Origin of the sequence: Streptomyces sp. P9-2, assembly GCF_051903975.1 — a bacterium.
In the GTDB taxonomy this organism is placed as follows: domain Bacteria; phylum Actinomycetota; class Actinomycetes; order Streptomycetales; family Streptomycetaceae; genus Streptomyces; species Streptomyces cellulosae.
The window spans coordinates 5190981-5207097 of the sequence record NZ_CP192633.1 but is presented as its reverse complement, the minus strand read 5'-3'; the positions used below and the strand labels follow the sequence as shown (position 1 = coordinate 5207097).

Annotated in this window: 9 protein-coding genes; 7 read left to right on the top strand and 2 right to left on the bottom strand. The window is 71.4% G+C overall.

The features are described from left to right. Window positions 1-69: 69 nt before the first annotated feature. A complete protein-coding gene (locus ACQY0Z_RS23750; RefSeq protein ID WP_189902248.1) occupies window positions 70-1347 on the bottom strand; it encodes an extracellular solute-binding protein in 1278 nt (425 codons plus the stop codon). Between the two features lie 373 nt (window positions 1348-1720). On the opposite strand from ACQY0Z_RS23750, the gene ACQY0Z_RS23745 reads away from it, so the two are divergent. After that, window positions 1721-2488 (top strand): UTRA domain-containing protein, encoded by a 768-nt coding sequence (locus tag ACQY0Z_RS23745; RefSeq protein WP_189902250.1) that lies wholly within the window; start codon window positions 1721-1723, stop codon window positions 2486-2488. On the opposite strand, the gene ACQY0Z_RS23740 is transcribed toward ACQY0Z_RS23745, so the two are convergent. Further along, a complete protein-coding gene (locus ACQY0Z_RS23740; protein ID WP_189902252.1) occupies window positions 2457-3626 on the bottom strand; it encodes a DUF6183 family protein in 1170 nt (389 codons plus the stop codon). The two genes, ACQY0Z_RS23745 and ACQY0Z_RS23740, sit on opposite strands and share 32 nt — an antisense overlap. A gap of 96 nt (window positions 3627-3722) precedes the next feature. On the opposite strand from ACQY0Z_RS23740, the gene ACQY0Z_RS23735 reads away from it, so the two are divergent. From ACQY0Z_RS23735 to ACQY0Z_RS23710, 6 genes are all read left to right on the top strand, one after another. Then, a complete protein-coding gene (locus ACQY0Z_RS23735; RefSeq protein WP_347224415.1) occupies window positions 3723-8237 on the top strand; it encodes a DUF6531 domain-containing protein in 4515 nt (1504 codons plus the stop codon). An 844-nt stretch (window positions 8238-9081) separates the two neighbouring features. Next, the gene (locus ACQY0Z_RS23730; protein WP_254586044.1) at window positions 9082-10560 is read left to right on the top strand and encodes a sugar transferase; all 1479 of its coding nucleotides are present in this window, start codon (window positions 9082-9084) and stop codon (window positions 10558-10560) included. Window positions 10561-10633: 73 nt separating this feature from the next. Next, entirely contained in the window at window positions 10634-11950 is a 1317-nt protein-coding gene (locus tag ACQY0Z_RS23725; protein ID WP_189902258.1) for a nucleotide sugar dehydrogenase, read from the top strand. Continuing rightward, complete coding sequence (locus ACQY0Z_RS23720) at window positions 11940-13199, top strand: glycosyltransferase family 4 protein (protein WP_189902260.1); 1260 nt, start codon at window positions 11940-11942, stop codon at window positions 13197-13199. Before ACQY0Z_RS23725 ends, ACQY0Z_RS23720 begins: the two co-directional genes overlap by 11 nt. Further along, window positions 13189-14556, top strand: a complete 1368-nt coding sequence (locus ACQY0Z_RS23715) for a polysaccharide biosynthesis protein (RefSeq protein WP_189902262.1) — start codon at window positions 13189-13191, stop codon at window positions 14554-14556. Before ACQY0Z_RS23720 ends, ACQY0Z_RS23715 begins: the two co-directional genes overlap by 11 nt. Then, window positions 14553-16115: a Wzz/FepE/Etk N-terminal domain-containing protein gene (locus tag ACQY0Z_RS23710; protein WP_439812770.1), complete on the top strand. Its 1563-nt coding sequence runs from the start codon at window positions 14553-14555 to the stop codon at window positions 16113-16115. Before ACQY0Z_RS23715 ends, ACQY0Z_RS23710 begins: the two co-directional genes overlap by 4 nt. The last annotated feature ends 2 nt before the right edge of the window (window positions 16116-16117 follow it).

Here is a 16117-nt window from a genome sequence, read left to right as displayed (position 1 = left end):
GGCGTGCTCAACGCGGGGCGGGGACCGTCCCGTCGGCCGGTCCCCGCTCCGGTCGGAGCGCGTGCGCTGTTACTGCTGCTGCGCCAGGCGCTTGTTGAACTCGCCCTCGACCTGCTTCGCGGCGGCGGCCGGGGACTTGCCGTTCAGGACGGCGGTCAGGTACGTCTTGACCGGGTTGGGGTCGTTCTCGACGGCGGCCCACTCGGGGATCAGCGGCGTGGTGCCGCCGACGGCGGCGGCGGGAGCTGCGGCCTCGGCGGGCGCGTTGCCCTTGAGGTTGCTCTGCAGCGACTCCTTGTTGGGGATGACGCCGTTCTCCTTGGCGAGCTGGCCCTCGAACGTGTCGGAGAGGGCGAGCTTCAGGAACTCCTTGGCGAGCTCCTGCTTCTGGCTTCCCGCGGCGACGGCGAGGTTGGAGCCGCCGAGGAAGACGCCCTCGGGCTTGTCGGCGGTGGCGCCGGGGATGGTGAAGTAGCCGATCTGCTTCTCGATGGCCGGGTTGGCCTCGATCGCGATGCCGGCCTCCCAGCCCATGCCGATGAAGGCGCCGACGTTGCCCTTGGCGAAGACCTCGCCCTGCTGCGGGGTGGCCTCGTCCTTGTCCTTGGGGGCCTTGGAGAGGGCCTGGAACTTCTTGTAGGTCTCGGCGGCCGCGGCGACCTTGGGGTCGTCGAGGTTGGAGACGTACTTGTCGCCGTCCTTCTTGACGAGTTCGCCGCCCTCGCCGATGACCAGGCCGACGAAGTGGTACCAGTTCTGGCCGGGCAGGTAGATCGGCTCGGCGTCGGTCTTCTCACCGATGGTCTTGAGCGCGGCGTAGAACTCGTCGCGGGTCTTGGGGGTGTCCTTGAGGCCGGCGTCGGCCCAGACCTTCTTGTTGTAGAGGACGACGCGGTTGGCGAAGTACCAGGGGGCGGCGTACTGCTTGCCCTCGAAGACGGAGGACTCGTTGAGGGACTCGGTCCAGTCGGCGCCGATCTCCTCCTTGAGGTCCGCGAGGTCGGCGAGGCCGCCGGTCTTGGCGTAGGCGGGGGTCTGGGTGTTGCCGATCTCGAAGACGTCCGGAGGGTTCTCCTCGGACAGGGCGGTGGTCAGCTTCTGCTGGATGCCGTTCCACTGCTGGACCTCGAACTTGACCTTCGCCTTGGTCTTCTTCTCGAACTCGGCGGCGAGGTCCTTCTGCCACTGGTCCGGTGAGGAGCCGTCCATGACCCAGACGGTGAGCGTCTGTCCGGCGTAGCCGTCCGCGCCGGCCTTCTTGCCGTCGCCGCCGTCGTCGCCACCGCACGCAGCGACCGAGAACAACATGCCCGCGACCCCGATCGCGGCTATCAGCTTGCGCTTCACGCGCCACCCCTCCTCAGGAATGCCTTGCACACCCACGCCCTCGCGGTGACCCTGACATCGGCGCAACAGCTCGGCGGGCTGGGACCCGGCTTCCGCTAAATGGTTTAGACCAGCAAGGGGAGCTTGGCCTAGACCTATGGTCGTGTCAAGGGTTGTCCCATTCACGGCTGGGTAACGGCAATGGGCCGTGTACGACGTGGAGATGTCCACCCAAAGAGGGACGGGATCCAGGGTTGGACTAGACCAAAGAGAGAGCGCGCCGTTATAACGGGATCGCCGAGCGTGCGGCGCCCATCACTGGCGGTCCGCCGACGTGCACCGCGGCCGGCCTCCTGCCGTCCGCGCGCCGGACACCGCAGCCGGAAGGCAGGACATGAGCACGGACGTCAGCAGCGCCGACCGGCCGGGCACGGGGGCGCCGGGCCGCGGGGACCGCGTGCCGAAGTACTACCGCATCAAGCAGCGGCTGCTGCAGATGACGGACGCGCGCGTACCGGGCTCCCCGATGCCGGCGGAGCGACTGCTCGCCGTCGAGTTCGGCACGTCCCGTACGACGGTCCGCAAGGCGCTGCTGGAGCTGGTGAGCGAGGGGCGGCTGGACCGGATCCAGGGCAAGGGCACGTTCGTGGCGCGTCCGAAGGTGTACCGGACGCTTCAACTCACCTCTTACACGGAGGACATGAGGGCGCAGGGTCTCAACCCGGCGTCCCGGGTCCTGGACATCGGCTATGTCGCGGCCGACGAGGAACTGGCGGCGTTGCTGGAGGTCGAGCCGGAGGACAGGGTGCTGCGCATCGAGCGGCTGCGGCTGGCGGGCGGCGAGCCGATGGCCATCGAGGCGACCCACCTCTCCGCCCGCCGCTTCCCCGGCCTGCGGCGCAACCTCCGCCGCTACACCTCCCTCTACACGACGCTGGCCGAGGTGTACGGGGTGCGGCCGGCGGAGGCCGACGAGACCATCGAGACGTCGCCGGCCACCCCACGCGAGGCGGGCCTGCTCGCCACGGACGTGGGCCTGCCGATGCTGCTGCTCTCCCGTCACTCGCGGGACGAGAACGGGACGCCGGTGGAGTGGGTGCGGTCGGTGTACCGGGGGTCCCGCTACAAGTTCACGGCCGTGCTGACACGTCCGGCGCCGTGACATCGGTGTCGGTGGCCGCGAGCACCGCGACGCGGGTACGGGAGGGGTCGAGTACGGCGAGGCCCAGGTCTGCGGTGTCGTGGTGGAACCACGGGGTGGAGGCGAGGAAGCGGAGCCAGCGGTGATCGGGGGTACGGCGCACGGCGTCGAGATGCGGCACGTCGGCGGGTAGCCCCATGAGGGCGTACAGACTCTCCCACGCGAAGAGCCGCGCATACGCACCACCCTGCCCCTGCCCACCGGCCCCGCCGTGATACGCGGCGGAGAACAACTCGTTGAGCACGTCATCGGGCGTCGTCATACAGGCGACCGCGGTCCCGTCGCCCTCCAGACAATCCAGGGGGAGCCGCTGAAGAAGGGCCGTCCCGAAGTCACCGGGCTCGATCGGCGCAGGCAGCACGAAGAATCGCGCCTCGGGAGTACGCGCCCACCCGCCGGCGACGAAGGGCCGTGCGGCCGCCTGAGCCCGGGCGTCATCGGGCACACCGACAGCGTGCAGCCCGGCATCCGCACCGGTCTCACTCGGCGGCACCTCCGGAAAACGGGCCCGAAGCTGCCGCAAGGTCTTGACCGACCCGAGCCCGCGCACCCTCACCATGAACCGGTGCTCGATGTCGAGCCGGGTCTCAGGCAGCCACGCCAGCGGGTGCCCGAGCGTGCGCAACCTCTCGGCGTAGGCATCCATACGAGCTCGCCCGGTCCCGGTGCCGAGCAGCGCGAGCTCACCGAGCAGACAGGCCCGGGTCTCGACCTCAGAATCGTGAAGTCCGTCCGGCACCTGCCCGAACAAGGGCTCGAGGTTCCGTAGAGGCTGCACCTTGGCCAGCCTCGCGGCCACCGAGCGCCGAATCCGGTCCCCTTCCTCCCAGGCCACAGTTCCGGAGGGCAGCAGTCGGCCCACGATGTCCACGGCGTACGCGGCGCAGCCCTGGGAGCGCGTCTCGGCGAGGGCCTCGGCGATGCGCCCGACGGTGCGCACTGCCAGGCTCCCTCCGAACTCCTCACCGGACGCTTCAGCGCACAGCTGCTCCGCCGCCGCGAACAGCTCTCCCGGCCGCTGCCCGGCCAGACGCGCCAGTTCCTCCGGGCCTGCCTCTTCCCATCGCCGCCGCTCGGAAGCGCCGTCACCAGGTGTCACTCGGTCATGACTCACCTCACGAGTCTACGAGGATGACATCAAGTAGCTTTGCTCAGGCACACGTTCTACGAGTGAAGCGTCGCAACGGGGGAGCTCATGGGTCACCGCCCACACGATTGGCATGTCCTTGATCTGGACAAGGACCCGACGCCCGGTGACCCGGAGCGGGTGCGCAAGCTCGCGAGGTTCCTGCACGACTTCGCCGATGACGTCTCCGAGGCGTTGCGTCTGGTGAAGGGGATGGCCGGTGAGGGGACGCTGGCGGAGTGGGCGGGCAAGTCGGCGAAGGTGTTCAAGGAGGAGTTCTCCGGCGTTCCGAAGAATCTGAGGAAGCTGGAGAAGTCGTACGCGATGTGCGGGGACGCGCTCGCGGACTACTGGCCGAAGCTGGAGCGGGCGCAGGCGCTGGCGGACAAGGCGTTGGCGAAGGCGCGTGAGGCGCAGGCGGATCTGTCGTCGGCGAAGTCGAAGCTGGCGTCGGCTCAGTCGTGGGTGGGGCGGGCGACGAAGGAGGCCGACAAGTACAAGGACGACCCGACGGGGTCGAAGTCGGACGCGGACAAGCCCGACGAGGCGAAGGTGCGGGCCGCGACCCGGGACGTGCAGAGCGCCAAGAGCGCGCAGGAGAAGGCGCAGTCGGACGTGACGTCCGCGCAGAGCGCGCTGGACGCGGCGAAGAAGATGGCCGCGGACGCGCGGAAGATGCGTGAGGAGGCGGCGCGGGACGCGAAGTCGAAGATCGACGAGGCCTCGGACGCGGGGATTCAGAACCGGTCGTGGTGGGAGGAGATCGGCGACTGGTTCACCGACAACTGGGACAACATCGTCGCAGCCTGCAAGATCGTGGTCGCGGTCGTCGGCATCGTCGCCCTGATCATCGGCGGGCCGATCCTCGGCGCGATCGTCCTCATCGCCGCCCTCGTCGTCCTGGCCGACACGCTCTACAAGTATTCCAAGGGACAAGCGTCCCTATGGGACGTCGGACTGGCCGCACTGGACTGCATACCCGGCATGAAGGGCCTCACCACCCTCGGCGGCCTCGCCAAAGGCATGAAGGCGCTGGGCAAAGGCGGCCTCAAGGCCATGACCAAAGGGCTCGGACGCGGGCTGCGGAAGGGGGCGGACGACGCCGTCGGCAAGAGCAAGCCCGCCAAGGGGCGCTGCAAGAACGGCGATCCCGTCGACATGGTTTCCGGCGAGATGATCATGGAGGAGACCGACGTCAGTCTTCCCGGACTCCTCCCCCTCGTGCTGCGGCGAACACATCTGTCGACCTACCACTGGGGCCGGTGGTTCGGCCCCTCCTGGGCATCGACGCTCGACGAGCGTCTCGAACTGGACGACAACGGAGCCGTCTTCGCGTCCGAGGACGGCATGATCCTTGTGTATCCCGTCCCCGCACCCGGTACTTCGGTCATGCCTCTCGAAGGACCGCGCTGGCCCCTGGACTGGGACGGGGCGCCAGGTGCCCCCCTCCGCATCACCGACCCCGCATCAGGCCGCACCCGTCACTTCGCTCCACCGGCCTCACCTGTCGCCGCGCAGGAGGCGTTCACCCTCCCGTTGGCCGCGGTGACCGACCGCGGCGGGCGGCGCATCGACGTTGACCGGGACGCATCCGGCGCGCCCACCGCCGTGCGCGACTCCGGAGGCCGTCATGTGCACATCGACACCGAGGACGACCGGATCGTCGCACTGCGGCTGCGCAACGAGGCGGACGGGCCCGAGGGAACGACGCTACTGCGGTACGCGTACAGCACCGAAGGGCATCTCACCGAGATCCGCAACTCCAGCGGACTGCCGTTCATGCTCACCTACGACCTCCAGGGACGCATCACGTCCTGGACCGACCGCAACGGCTCCTGGTACCGCTTCTCGTACGACGACGCCGACCGGTGCGTCCGAGGTGACGGCGCAGAAGGATTCCTGTCCTGCACGATCGCCTACGACACTGACGCCCGCGAGACGCGGTATACGGATTCTCTGGGCCACACCACGACCTACCGGTACAACGAGCGCGGGCAGGTGGTCGCCCAGACCGACCCGCTCGGCAACACCACGCACGCCGAATGGGACGCGTACAACCGGCTGCTCTCGCGGACGGATCCGCTGGGCCACACATCCCGCTTCAGCTACGACGAGCGCGGCAACCCCACCTCCGTGGTGCGGCCCGACGGCACGACGACGAGTTGTGAGTACGACGCCTTCGACCGTCCGGTGTGGATCACTCTGCCGACCGGCGGCAGGCGCGGGTACGCCTATGACGACAACGGCAACCCGACAGCGACGGTCGACGTCGACGGCGCCGTGACCGCCTACGTCCACGACGCCTCCGGAGCACTCCTCTCCGTGACTAACGCGCTCGGCGCGACCCACCGTGTCCAGCCCGGACCGCTGGGCCTGCCCGACGCCGTCACGGCGCCGCTGGGCGGGACCAGCCGGGTCACCCGTGACGCCTTCGGGCGCATCGTCGAATCCGTCGGCGCCACCGGTTCGACAACCCGTACCACCTGGACGGTGGAAGGGCTCCCGGCCGAGCGGGTCATGGCCGACGGCAGCAGCGAGAGTTGGTCCTACGACGGAGAAGGCAACGTCGTCCGCCACACCGGCACCGACGGACGGAGCACGACTCACGCCATCACCCACTTCGACCGGGTGCGGGCCCGTACGGAGGCAGACGGCTCGACGACGTGGTTCGCGTACGACACAGAGTTGCGGCTCACCTCTGTGACGAGCGCGTCGGGTGCCGTATGGACCTACGAGTACGACCCTGCGGGCCGTCTCGTGAGCGAGACCGACTTCAACGGACGCACCGTGTCCTACGCCTACGACGCGGCGGGCCGCCTGGTCCGGCGCACCAACGGTGCGGGGCAGATCACCACGTACATGCGCGATGCGTGCGGACGGGTCGTGCAACGGCGTTCCGGGGAGGAAGCCGCCACCTTCGCCTACGACGCCGCCGGCCAGCTGACAAGGGCAGTCACGCCCCACACCGTCCTCACACTCACACGCGATGCAGCGGGCCGTGTCGTCTCGGAGGAGTGTGACGGACGCGCACTGCGCACCGCGTACGACGTTCTCGGCAGGCGGGTGGAGCGGACGACCCCGTCAGGTGTCGTCAGTCGGTGGGAATGGGACGCCAACAACCGCCCCCTCCGAGTACGACTGGCCGAGAACTCCCTGTCCTTCGGCTACGGGGCGTCGGGGCACGAGACCGAGCGACGGCTCGGCGAGGCGGCGGTACTCACCCAGGAGTGGGACGCCGGCCACCGTCTCACCGGCCAGACGGTCCGGACGGGAGCCGCCTCCGATTCGGACACTCTCCATCGGGCATTGCTGCACCGCTCCTACTCGTACGGACAGGACGGCAGCCTGACGGCCGTCGCGGACCAGACCCATGGCGTCCGCGGGTTCACCCGTGATCGCCTCGGCCGGGTCGAGGCGGTCACGGCCGACGGGTGGTCCGAGCGCTACGCCTATGACGCGGCGGGCAACGTCAGCCGCGCCGACACCCCGGAAGGCGGCCCGCAAGGGGAGCGGGTCCACGACGGGACCCTCATCCGCAGGGCCGGCCACGTCACCTACGTGCACGATCCGCAGGGGCGCCTCGTCCGGCAGACACGCAAGCTGCTGTCCGGGGGGACGAGGGAATGGACCTACGAGTGGGACGCCGAGGACCGGCTCACTCAGGTCACGACCCCGGACGGCTGCCGCTGGGCGTACGTGTACGACGGTCTTGGCCGACGCGTCGCCAAGCGGCGGCTGTCCGACGACGGCCGGACCGCAGAGGAAACCGTCTTCACCTGGGACGGTTCCCACCTGGCGGAACAGAGCGAGTCCGTCGACGGCCCCACCAGGAGCTGGGAATGGGCTCCCGGCACGAACCGCGCGCTGGCACAACTGGACCAGGACGAGGTCGACCGCCGCTTCTACGCCATCGTCACCGATGTGGTGGGCACACCCACGGAACTGGTCGACGAGGCAGGCCGGATCACGTGGCGGGCACGCACCACTCTGTGGGGCGCGCCGCTGGCCCACACCTCGGATCCCGTCGACTGCCCTCTCCGCTTCCCAGGGCAGTACCACGACCGCGAGACAGGCCTCCACTACAACTTCCGCCGCTACTACGACCCCGCCAATGCCCGCTATGTCAGTCCGGATCCGCTGGGCCTCGCCCCGGCGCCGAACCACCACGGGTACGTCCCTGACCCCCTTCGGTGGACCGATCCGTGGGGGTTGGTCAACTGCGAGAGCAGCAGACACGGCATCACGGAGCAACGCGAGGCCCACATCGAGGGCCAGCACGGCCCGGGTGCTCAGGACCGAGTGCGGGAGAACGCCGACCCGACCGGACCTGAGCCCTCACTGCCTGGTGAGTTCTACGAGGACTTCTTCTGGGACGCCGACGACTTCGTCCTGGGCCGACGGCTTCGGGAAGGTGTCGACGGAACCCCGGCGATACCCAACCCCCGCGCCCGAGCAGGCCAGGACAGTCATCTGCACCGCTTCGACTACGGCGAGCCGGTAGGTGTGAACGGCAGCGGTCGAGAGACCAGTGTTGTCGAAGTCGTCATCCGTGACGGCCACATCCACACGGCGTACCCGGTCTGAGGCGGCGGTCGGGTCCCGCGTGGTCGACAGCGACCGGGCGGCGTCACCGACCGGTGCTCCGCCTCCCTCCTCGTCGGCGAGCCCCCCAGCCGCCCTGCGGAACGGTCGGTTCAGCGGGTAAATCTCGGACATCCGTGGAACGTGCACGAAATCGTTCGAACGAGGTGCGGTGCGTGGGATTCCGGTCCCGGGGCCCTGTATCACGAGGCGCTCGAGGCGCGGCGGGGGCAGTGGACTCATGTGTACGTCATGTGTGCCCGGACCTCGGCAGTCGCCGTCCCGACGGGCGCGCGGGACGCCCGGCGAGATGCCGTCGGCGCGGGTCGTAAGTGTCATCACGCAGTCGTACGACGGGAGTTGAGACGGCGGTGCGAGACCCACGCGGACGGGTTCCGGACGGCGCATTCGGCCACGTCGCCTGAACACAATTTCCCCACACCCTCTCTTCTTACAGGCCGCGATGGTCTAGATTGACCCTGCTTCGGGTGTTCGGGCACGAGGCGACCGATTGAATGATCTTTAAGTCCGGCGCCGGGGGGAGGGGTTCGTCCGACGGCGCCAGGCGTGGGGGTGATCACACCGCTGAGCCCCGGGGGGGCTCGGGTGCGGGGGCGCACCCGAGGGACCGGACAGGTCCGCTCGGCTCCATGTACCGGCGCGGCCGCGTGCCGCTGCCGCCGCGACAGGTTGTTCACGTTGTTCTTCGTCCGTCCGTGACCGGCGTGCCGGCACGGGAGGCGGGGGTCTCCTTCGGCGAGGAACAGCGCGGTTCGGGGGGTGGGGTCCCCCCGGCAGAAACAGTGTCAGGCGAACACGTCGCATCACTGGGGACCTGGGGGGTTCTGTGCGGCAAGGGGGATTGGTCAGCCCGTTCCCGTCGGAACGGGGTCATCTGGCGGACGGGGCTTTCAACCGTGGCACGACGGACTGGGAGCACCGCTACCGCCGTACCGTGATCACCAGCGACACGGTGGCGACCGCCGTCGTCGTCGCGGGGATCGGCAACTTCTTCGGCGTCCGGGACGCCGCCGACTGGCACGAGAAGTGGGGCATTCTCGCCTTCGGCACCTGGCTGCTGGTGCTCGGGGCGCTGGCGGTGAGCCGGTCGTGGGCGCCGACCGTGCTGGGCCAGGGCGCCGAGGAGTTCCGGCGGCTGGGCCGCTCGCTGTTCATGGCGACCGTCGTGCTCGCGCTCGGCGGGATCGCCCTGACCTCGCGCAACATCAAACTCTGGATCTTCGTCGCGGTCCCCGCGATCGCGCTCGTCACCATGACGATGCGCTACCTGCTGCGCCTGCGGCTGCACCGGCAGCGCAAGGAGGGCCGCTGCCTGCGGCCCGTGCTGGCCGCCGGCAGCCCGGACACGGTGCGCGACCTGATCGCCCGCACCCGCAAGTACCCGCACCTGGGCTGGCGCGTGGACGCCGTGTGCACCACCGACGGCCCCGGACTCGACGGCGGCCGGCTGGACGGGGTGCCGGTGGTGGGCCGGCTGGCGGACGTCGCCGACCACGTCCGCCGCGACGGCTACCGCGTCGTCGCCGTCACCCCCGACCCCCACTGGTCGCCGGACCGGCTGCAGCGGCTGTCGTGGAACCTGGAGGGCAGCGAGGCCGAGATGGTCGTCGCGCCGGTGCTGATGGAGGTGGCGGGGCCGCGGCTGCACGTCGACGCGGTCCTCGGCATACCGCTGCTGCGGGTCAGCATGCCGGCGTTCACCGGCGGCCGCCGCGCGGTCAAGGGCGTCGTCGACCGGCTCGGCGCGGCCCTCCTGCTGGTGCTGTTCTCGCCGCTGATGCTGCTGGTCGCGCTGCTCGTGGCGACGGACAGCCGGGGCGGGGTGTTCTACCGGCAGCGCAGAGTCGGCAAGGACGGCCGTGAGTTCACCATCCTCAAGTTCCGCACGATGATCCCCGGCGCGGACCGCGCCCGCGCCGCGCTCGACGGCCTCAACGAGGGCGCCGGACCGCTGTTCAAGATGCGCCGCGACCCACGGGTGACGCGGGTCGGGGCGGTGCTGCGCCGCTACTCGCTGGACGAGCTGCCGCAGCTGTTCAACGTGCTCACCGGGTCGATGTCGCTGGTCGGTCCGCGGCCGCCGCTGCCGGAGGAGTGCGCCGCCTACGGTCCGGACATCCGGCGCCGGCTGAAGGTGAAGCCGGGGCTCACCGGACTGTGGCAGATCAGCGGACGCAGCGACCTGTCGTGGGAGGAGGCGGTCCGCCTGGACCTGCGGTACGTGGAGGACTGGTCCCTCGCCCTGGACACGGTGATCTTGTGGAAGACGCTGCGCGCCGTGCTGCAGGGACAGGGGGCCTACTGATGCGCGGCGGCCGTGGGGCGGCCGGAGTGCGGACCGCAGGCCGACGGGGCCTGCCCGGGGGGAGGAACGGGTCATGAGAGTCAGCGTGTTCGGGCTCGGCTACGTGGGCTGCGTGTCGGCCGCGTGCCTGGCCAGCATGGGTCACGAGGTCGTCGGGGTGGACGTCAACCCGGTCAAGGTGGACCTGGTCAACGACGGCAAGGCGCCCGTCGTCGAGGAACGGATCGGCGAGCTGATCGCCGAGGTCGTGGGCAGCGGGGCGCTGCGCGCGACCACCGACGTACGCGAGGCGATCGGGAACAGCGAGGTGTCCCTCATCTGCGTGGGCACCCCGTCGGAACCCAACGGCAGCCTGTGCACGACGTACTTGGAGCGGGTCACCGAGGAGATCGGCGCGGCGCTGGCCGAGCGCGGCGGGCGGCACACCGTGGTGTTCCGCTCCACGATGCTGCCGGGCACCTGCCTGGGCCTGCTGGTGCCGATCCTGGAGAAGCAGGTCGGCGGCACCGCCGGCGTCGACATCGGCGTCGCGGTCAACCCGGAGTTCCTGCGCGAGGGCACCAGCGTGCGGGACTTCTTCGACCCGCCGAAGACCGTCATCGGCGAGCTGGACACGGCGAGCGGCGACGTCGTCGCGGCGCTGTACGAGGATCTGCCCGGCGAGGTGTTCCGGGTGCCGGTTCCGACGGCCGAGGCGATCAAGTACGCGGACAACGCCTTCCACGGGCTGAAGATCGGCTTCGCCAACGAGCTGGGCGCGGTGTGCCGGGCGCTCGGGGTGGACTCGCACCAGGTGATGGACGTGTTCCTCGCCGACCGCAAGCTCAACATCAGCCCCGCCTACCTGCGTCCGGGCTTCGCCTTCGGGGGCTCCTGCCTGCCGAAGGACCTGCGCAGCCTGGTGCACGCGGCGCACCGGGCCGACGTGGCGGTGCCGATCCTCTCCCACGTCCTGCCGTCCAACGAGGAGCACCTGCAGCGCGCGGTGGAGCTGGTCGAGCGCACCGGGAAGCGGAAGGTCGGCCTGTTCGGCCTCTCGTTCAAGCCGGGCACCGACGACCTGCGCGAGAGCCCGCTGGTGGAGCTGGCGGAGCGGCTCTTCGGCAAGGGGTACGACCTGCGGATCCACGACGCCAACGTCAGCCTGTCGCGGCTGCTCGGCGCCAACCGCGAGTACATCGAGACCCGGCTGCCGCACCTGGCGCAGCTGCTCGCCGACTCCGTGGAGGATGTGCTGGACCACGCCGAGGTCGTCCTGGTCGGCACGAAGGACCCGGCGGTGCTGTCGGCGCTGCCGCACGGCGACGACCCCGTGATCATCGACCTCGTCCGCCTCCCCGACGCCGACGCGCGCCGGGCCGAACCCGGGTACGTGGGCCTTGCTTGGTGAGCCGAAGGGCGCGCGGGGCCGCCGCGCGCTGATCCTGGTGGAGAACCTGTCGGTGCCGTTCGACCGGCGGGTGTGGCAGGAGTGCCGGACGCTCCGCGACGCGGGCTGGGAGGTCGACGTCATCTGCCCGCGCGGCACCAAGCGGGACACCGAGCCGGAGGCCGTGATCGACGGGGTGCGGATCCACCGCTACCCGCTGCGCGCGGCCACCGGAGGACCGGCCGGCTACCTCAAGGAGTACGGCGCCGCGCTGTGGCACACGGCGCGGCTGGCCCGCAAGGTCGGCCCGGTGGACGTGGTGCACGCCTGCAACCCGCCGGACCTGCTGTTCCTGCCCGCGCTGCGGCTGAAGCGGCAGGGCGCGAAGTTCGTCTTCGACCAGCACGACCTGGTGCCGGAGCTGTACCTGTCCCGGTTCGGGCGGGGCAAGGACCTGCTGTACCGGGGCGTGTGCGCGCTGGAGCGGGCGACGTACCGGGCGGCGGACGTGGTGCTCGCCACCAACGAGAGTTACAAGGACGTCGCCGTGCGCCGCGGCGGGCGGCGGCCCGAGGACGTGTTCGTGGTGCGCAGCGCGCCGGACACCGAGCGGTTCCACCCGGTGGACCCGGAGCCGGAGCTGAAGCGCGGCAAGCCCCATCTGCTGTGCTACCTGGGCGTGATGGGACCGCAGGACGGCGTCGACTACGCGCTGCGGGCGCTGGCGAAGCTCCGCGACGAGCAGGGCCGTACCGACTGGCACGCGGTGTTCGTCGGGGCGGGCGACACGTTCGACGCGATGGTGGAGCTGTCGCGGGAGCTGGGGCTCGCGGACCAGGTGGAGTTCACGGGGCGCGTGCCGGACGCCGACCTGGTGCGCCGGCTGTCCACCGCGGACGTGTGCCTCTCCCCCGACCCGTGCAACCCGCTCAACGACGTGTCGACCATGAACAAGGTCCTCGAGTACATGGTGATGGGCCGGCCGATCGTCTCCTTCGACCTGAAGGAGGCGCGGGTCTCCGCGGGCGAGGCCGCCGTGTACGCGAAGGGCGACGACGAGGGCGAGTTCGCCGCGCTGATCGCCCGACTGCTGGACGACCCCGAACAGCGCTCCCGCATGGGGAAGTTCGGGCAGGAACGGATCAACGGCCCGCTGGCGTGGCGCAACTCGCAGGCGGCGCTGCTGGCCGCGTACGAGGCCGCCGTCGGCAACGGCGCGGACGCGGCGGCCCCGGGCGGGCGGGAAAGAGGCACGTCCCTTGAGCGATGACGCGATACGCCTGGTCACCGTCGGGCGGATGCTCCGCGGGCGCGGCAGGCTGCTGGGGGCCCTCGTGGTGCTGGGGGCGCTGGTCGGCCTCGGCGCCTCGTTGATGTTCCCGCCGCGGTACACCACGTCGGCGTCGGTGCTGCTGCCGGGCGCCTGGGAGGAGCGGGTGCTGCTGACCCAGGCGGAGATCGCCACCAGCACGGTGGTGACCGACCGCACGGCCGCCGCGCTGAAGTGGGACGGGGTCGACGGCGAGGAGCTGCGCAAGCGGGTGCGCGCCGAGGTGACCGACGGCAACATCGTCAAGGTCTCCGGGACGGCCGAGAGCCCCGCGAGGGCGCAGCGGCTCTCGGACGAACTGGCGCGGCAGTTCGTGGCGTTCTCCGCGCGGATCGGGGAGGAGACGGCCGACCCGACGGCGGCGGCCGGCCCCGAGCGGCTGCGGCAGACGGTGCTCAGCACGAGCCGCCGCATCACCGAGCTGGCCGACGCGGCCGACCCCGGCCGGACCGTGGAGAGCGTGCAGACCCGCACGGAGCTGGCGAAGCTGCGCACCACGCTGCAGGAGGCGGTCGAGAAGCTCAACCAGGCGCAGTCGGGCACGGCCGGCTCCCGCCTGGTCGTCATGGGCCCTGCGGCGAAGCCGTCCGGGGAGGCCCCGCCGACCCGGGTGCAGCTGATCGCCGCCGGTGCGGTGCTGTTCCTGCTGGTCGCGGTCGTCGGGCATCTCGGCGCGGCGCGGGTGAACCGCCGGCTGCGCTCCGAGCGGGAGATCGCCGCCGCGCTCGGGTCGGGGCTGCTCGGCGGCGTCGACGTGCCCGCGGAGAAGGGCGTGCACCGGCCGGAGGGCGACGGCCCGCGGCACCCGGTCCGCCGGCTGCTCGGCCTGGACACGCCCTGGAACGCGCCAGCGCCGCCGCTCGCGGGGGACGAGGCGAGCCTGGGGATCCGCTACCGGCGGGTGTGCGGCCGGATCCGCGAGCTGATGCCGAGCGCGCGGCGGCTGCTGCTCGTCGTGCCCGACGACGACGGTGTCGCGCTGCGCGCGGCGGAGCGGCTGGTGGAGGAGGCCGGCGGCGACCCGCGGCTGCGGGTGGCGGTGGTCTCCGCCGAGGCGCCGCTGCTGCCCGACCGCGAGGAGGAGTCGGGCGTCCTGGTCGTGCTGAGCGCGGGCACCCGCACCGCCGCGGAGCTGGCAGGCATCGCCGAGGCGTGCGCGGACGCGGGTCACGACGTCGTCGGCATCGTCCTGGCCGACGCGGTCCGGACCCGTCCGGCGCGGTCCGCCGGCCCGCCGCGGGAGGCCGCCGCACCGGCGCTCGCCCTCGGCGACGGCGCGCGGGGAGGTGCGCGATGACGAGTACGACAGCGGAGCCGACGGCCGCCGCTCCCCTGCTGGACCTGCAGGCCCTGGTGGTGTCGGTGCGCAGACGCCGCCGTCTGTGGGGCTCGCTCGCGCTGCTGGGGCTGCTGCTCGGGGCGGCGGTGGCGGTGCTGCTGCCCCCGCCGCCGACCGCCGTGGCGAAGGTGCTGGTCGCCCACCAGGACGACCAGCCGAACGACCCGGGCACGCTGATCCTCACCGACGTGGCGCTGCTGCACACCACGCGGATCGCCGACGCGGCCCTGAAGTCCCTCGACTCCTCGCAGAGCGCCGAGGACTTCATGGAGGAGTACGAGGGCGCGGGCCTGACCAACAACCTGATGGAGATCAAGGCCACGGGTGACACCGGTGAGGAGGCGGTGGCCCGGGCCGAGGCGGTGGCCGAGGCGTTCGTCGCGGACCATGTGCGGCGGATCAAGGAGGCCGCGGCGGCCGACGCCTCGACGCTGATCGCGCAGCGCGACCGCCTGCAGAAGGAACTCGACCAGGTGAACGAGGCGATCGGCGACGGGCCGCCGGAGGGCAGCAGCCCGGAGAAGTCGGCGAACCTGGAGACGCTGTTCGCCCGCCGCGCCGAACTCAGCTCCCGCATCAGCGACTTCTCGCAGCGGGCGGCGGAGGCCCGGGTGGGCACGCCCCGGCTGATCGCGGGCACACAGATCGTCGACGCCCCGCACACCGTGAAGCACTCGCTGCCGCTGGCCCTCGCCACCAACGGCGGCATCGGTCTGGTCCTCGGCCTGGTGCTGGGCCTGGTGATCGCCGCGGTCGCCTCGGTGGTGGGCGACCGCCCGGTGCTGCGCCGGGACATCGCACGCCATCTGGGCGCCTCGGTCACCGCCGAGCTGTCCCGGTCCGCGCTGCGACCGGGCCGGCTGTGGCACCGCAGGCGCAAGCGCGCGGCACGGACCCGGCTCACCGCGTCGCTGGCCCGTACGGTGCGCTCCTCCACGGAGCCGCTGGCTCTGCTGGAGCTGGGCTGTCCGCGCGGCGCGGGCGTGATCGCCCTCGACCTGGCGCGGACGCTGGCGGCGGACGAGCCGGTGGTCGTGGTCGACGCCCTGCCCCGTCACGGTCTCGCCGGACGCCGGCCGAAGTCGGGCGACCCGGAGGTGGTCGGGGTGGAGCGGGCCGCGGCCCTGCCGTCCGACCGGCGCCGGATCGGTGTGGCGTCGGTGGCGCCGGGCGCGGCCTGGTCCGACCTGGCCGACCTGGCGAGCAGGGCCGTGCTGGTCGTCCGGGCCGGGCACGGCACCACGGCGTGGCTGCACACCGTGGCGCGGCAGCTCGCCGACCGGCGTGTGGAGGTGGCCGGCGTGGTGCTGGTCGACCCGGATCCGCGGGACCGGACGGACGGGACGCTGTGGGACGGGCCGTTCCCGGTGCCGCGCGTCCGCGAGGGGCGGCCGGCCCGGCAGAACGGCACGGGGTCCAACCCCGCCGTGCAGGCGGTGGCGGACGGCCCGCGCCGTACGGAACGGCTGCCGATGTGGGCGGCGCGGGTCCCGGACAGCGACCAGGAGGCGCGGTAGCT

Excerpts from the sequence above, each read along its gene's own strand:
- ACQY0Z_RS23745 (WP_189902250.1), top strand. The coding sequence starts at position 1,721 with ATGAGCACGGACGTCAGCAGCGCCGACCGGCCGGGCACGGGGGCGCCG.
- ACQY0Z_RS23735 (WP_347224415.1), top strand. The coding sequence starts at position 3,723 with ATGGGTCACCGCCCACACGATTGGCATGTCCTTGATCTGGACAAGGAC.
- ACQY0Z_RS23710 (WP_439812770.1), top strand. The coding sequence starts at position 14,553 with ATGACGAGTACGACAGCGGAGCCGACGGCCGCCGCTCCCCTGCTGGAC.
- ACQY0Z_RS23725 (WP_189902258.1), top strand. The coding sequence starts at position 10,634 with ATGAGAGTCAGCGTGTTCGGGCTCGGCTACGTGGGCTGCGTGTCGGCC.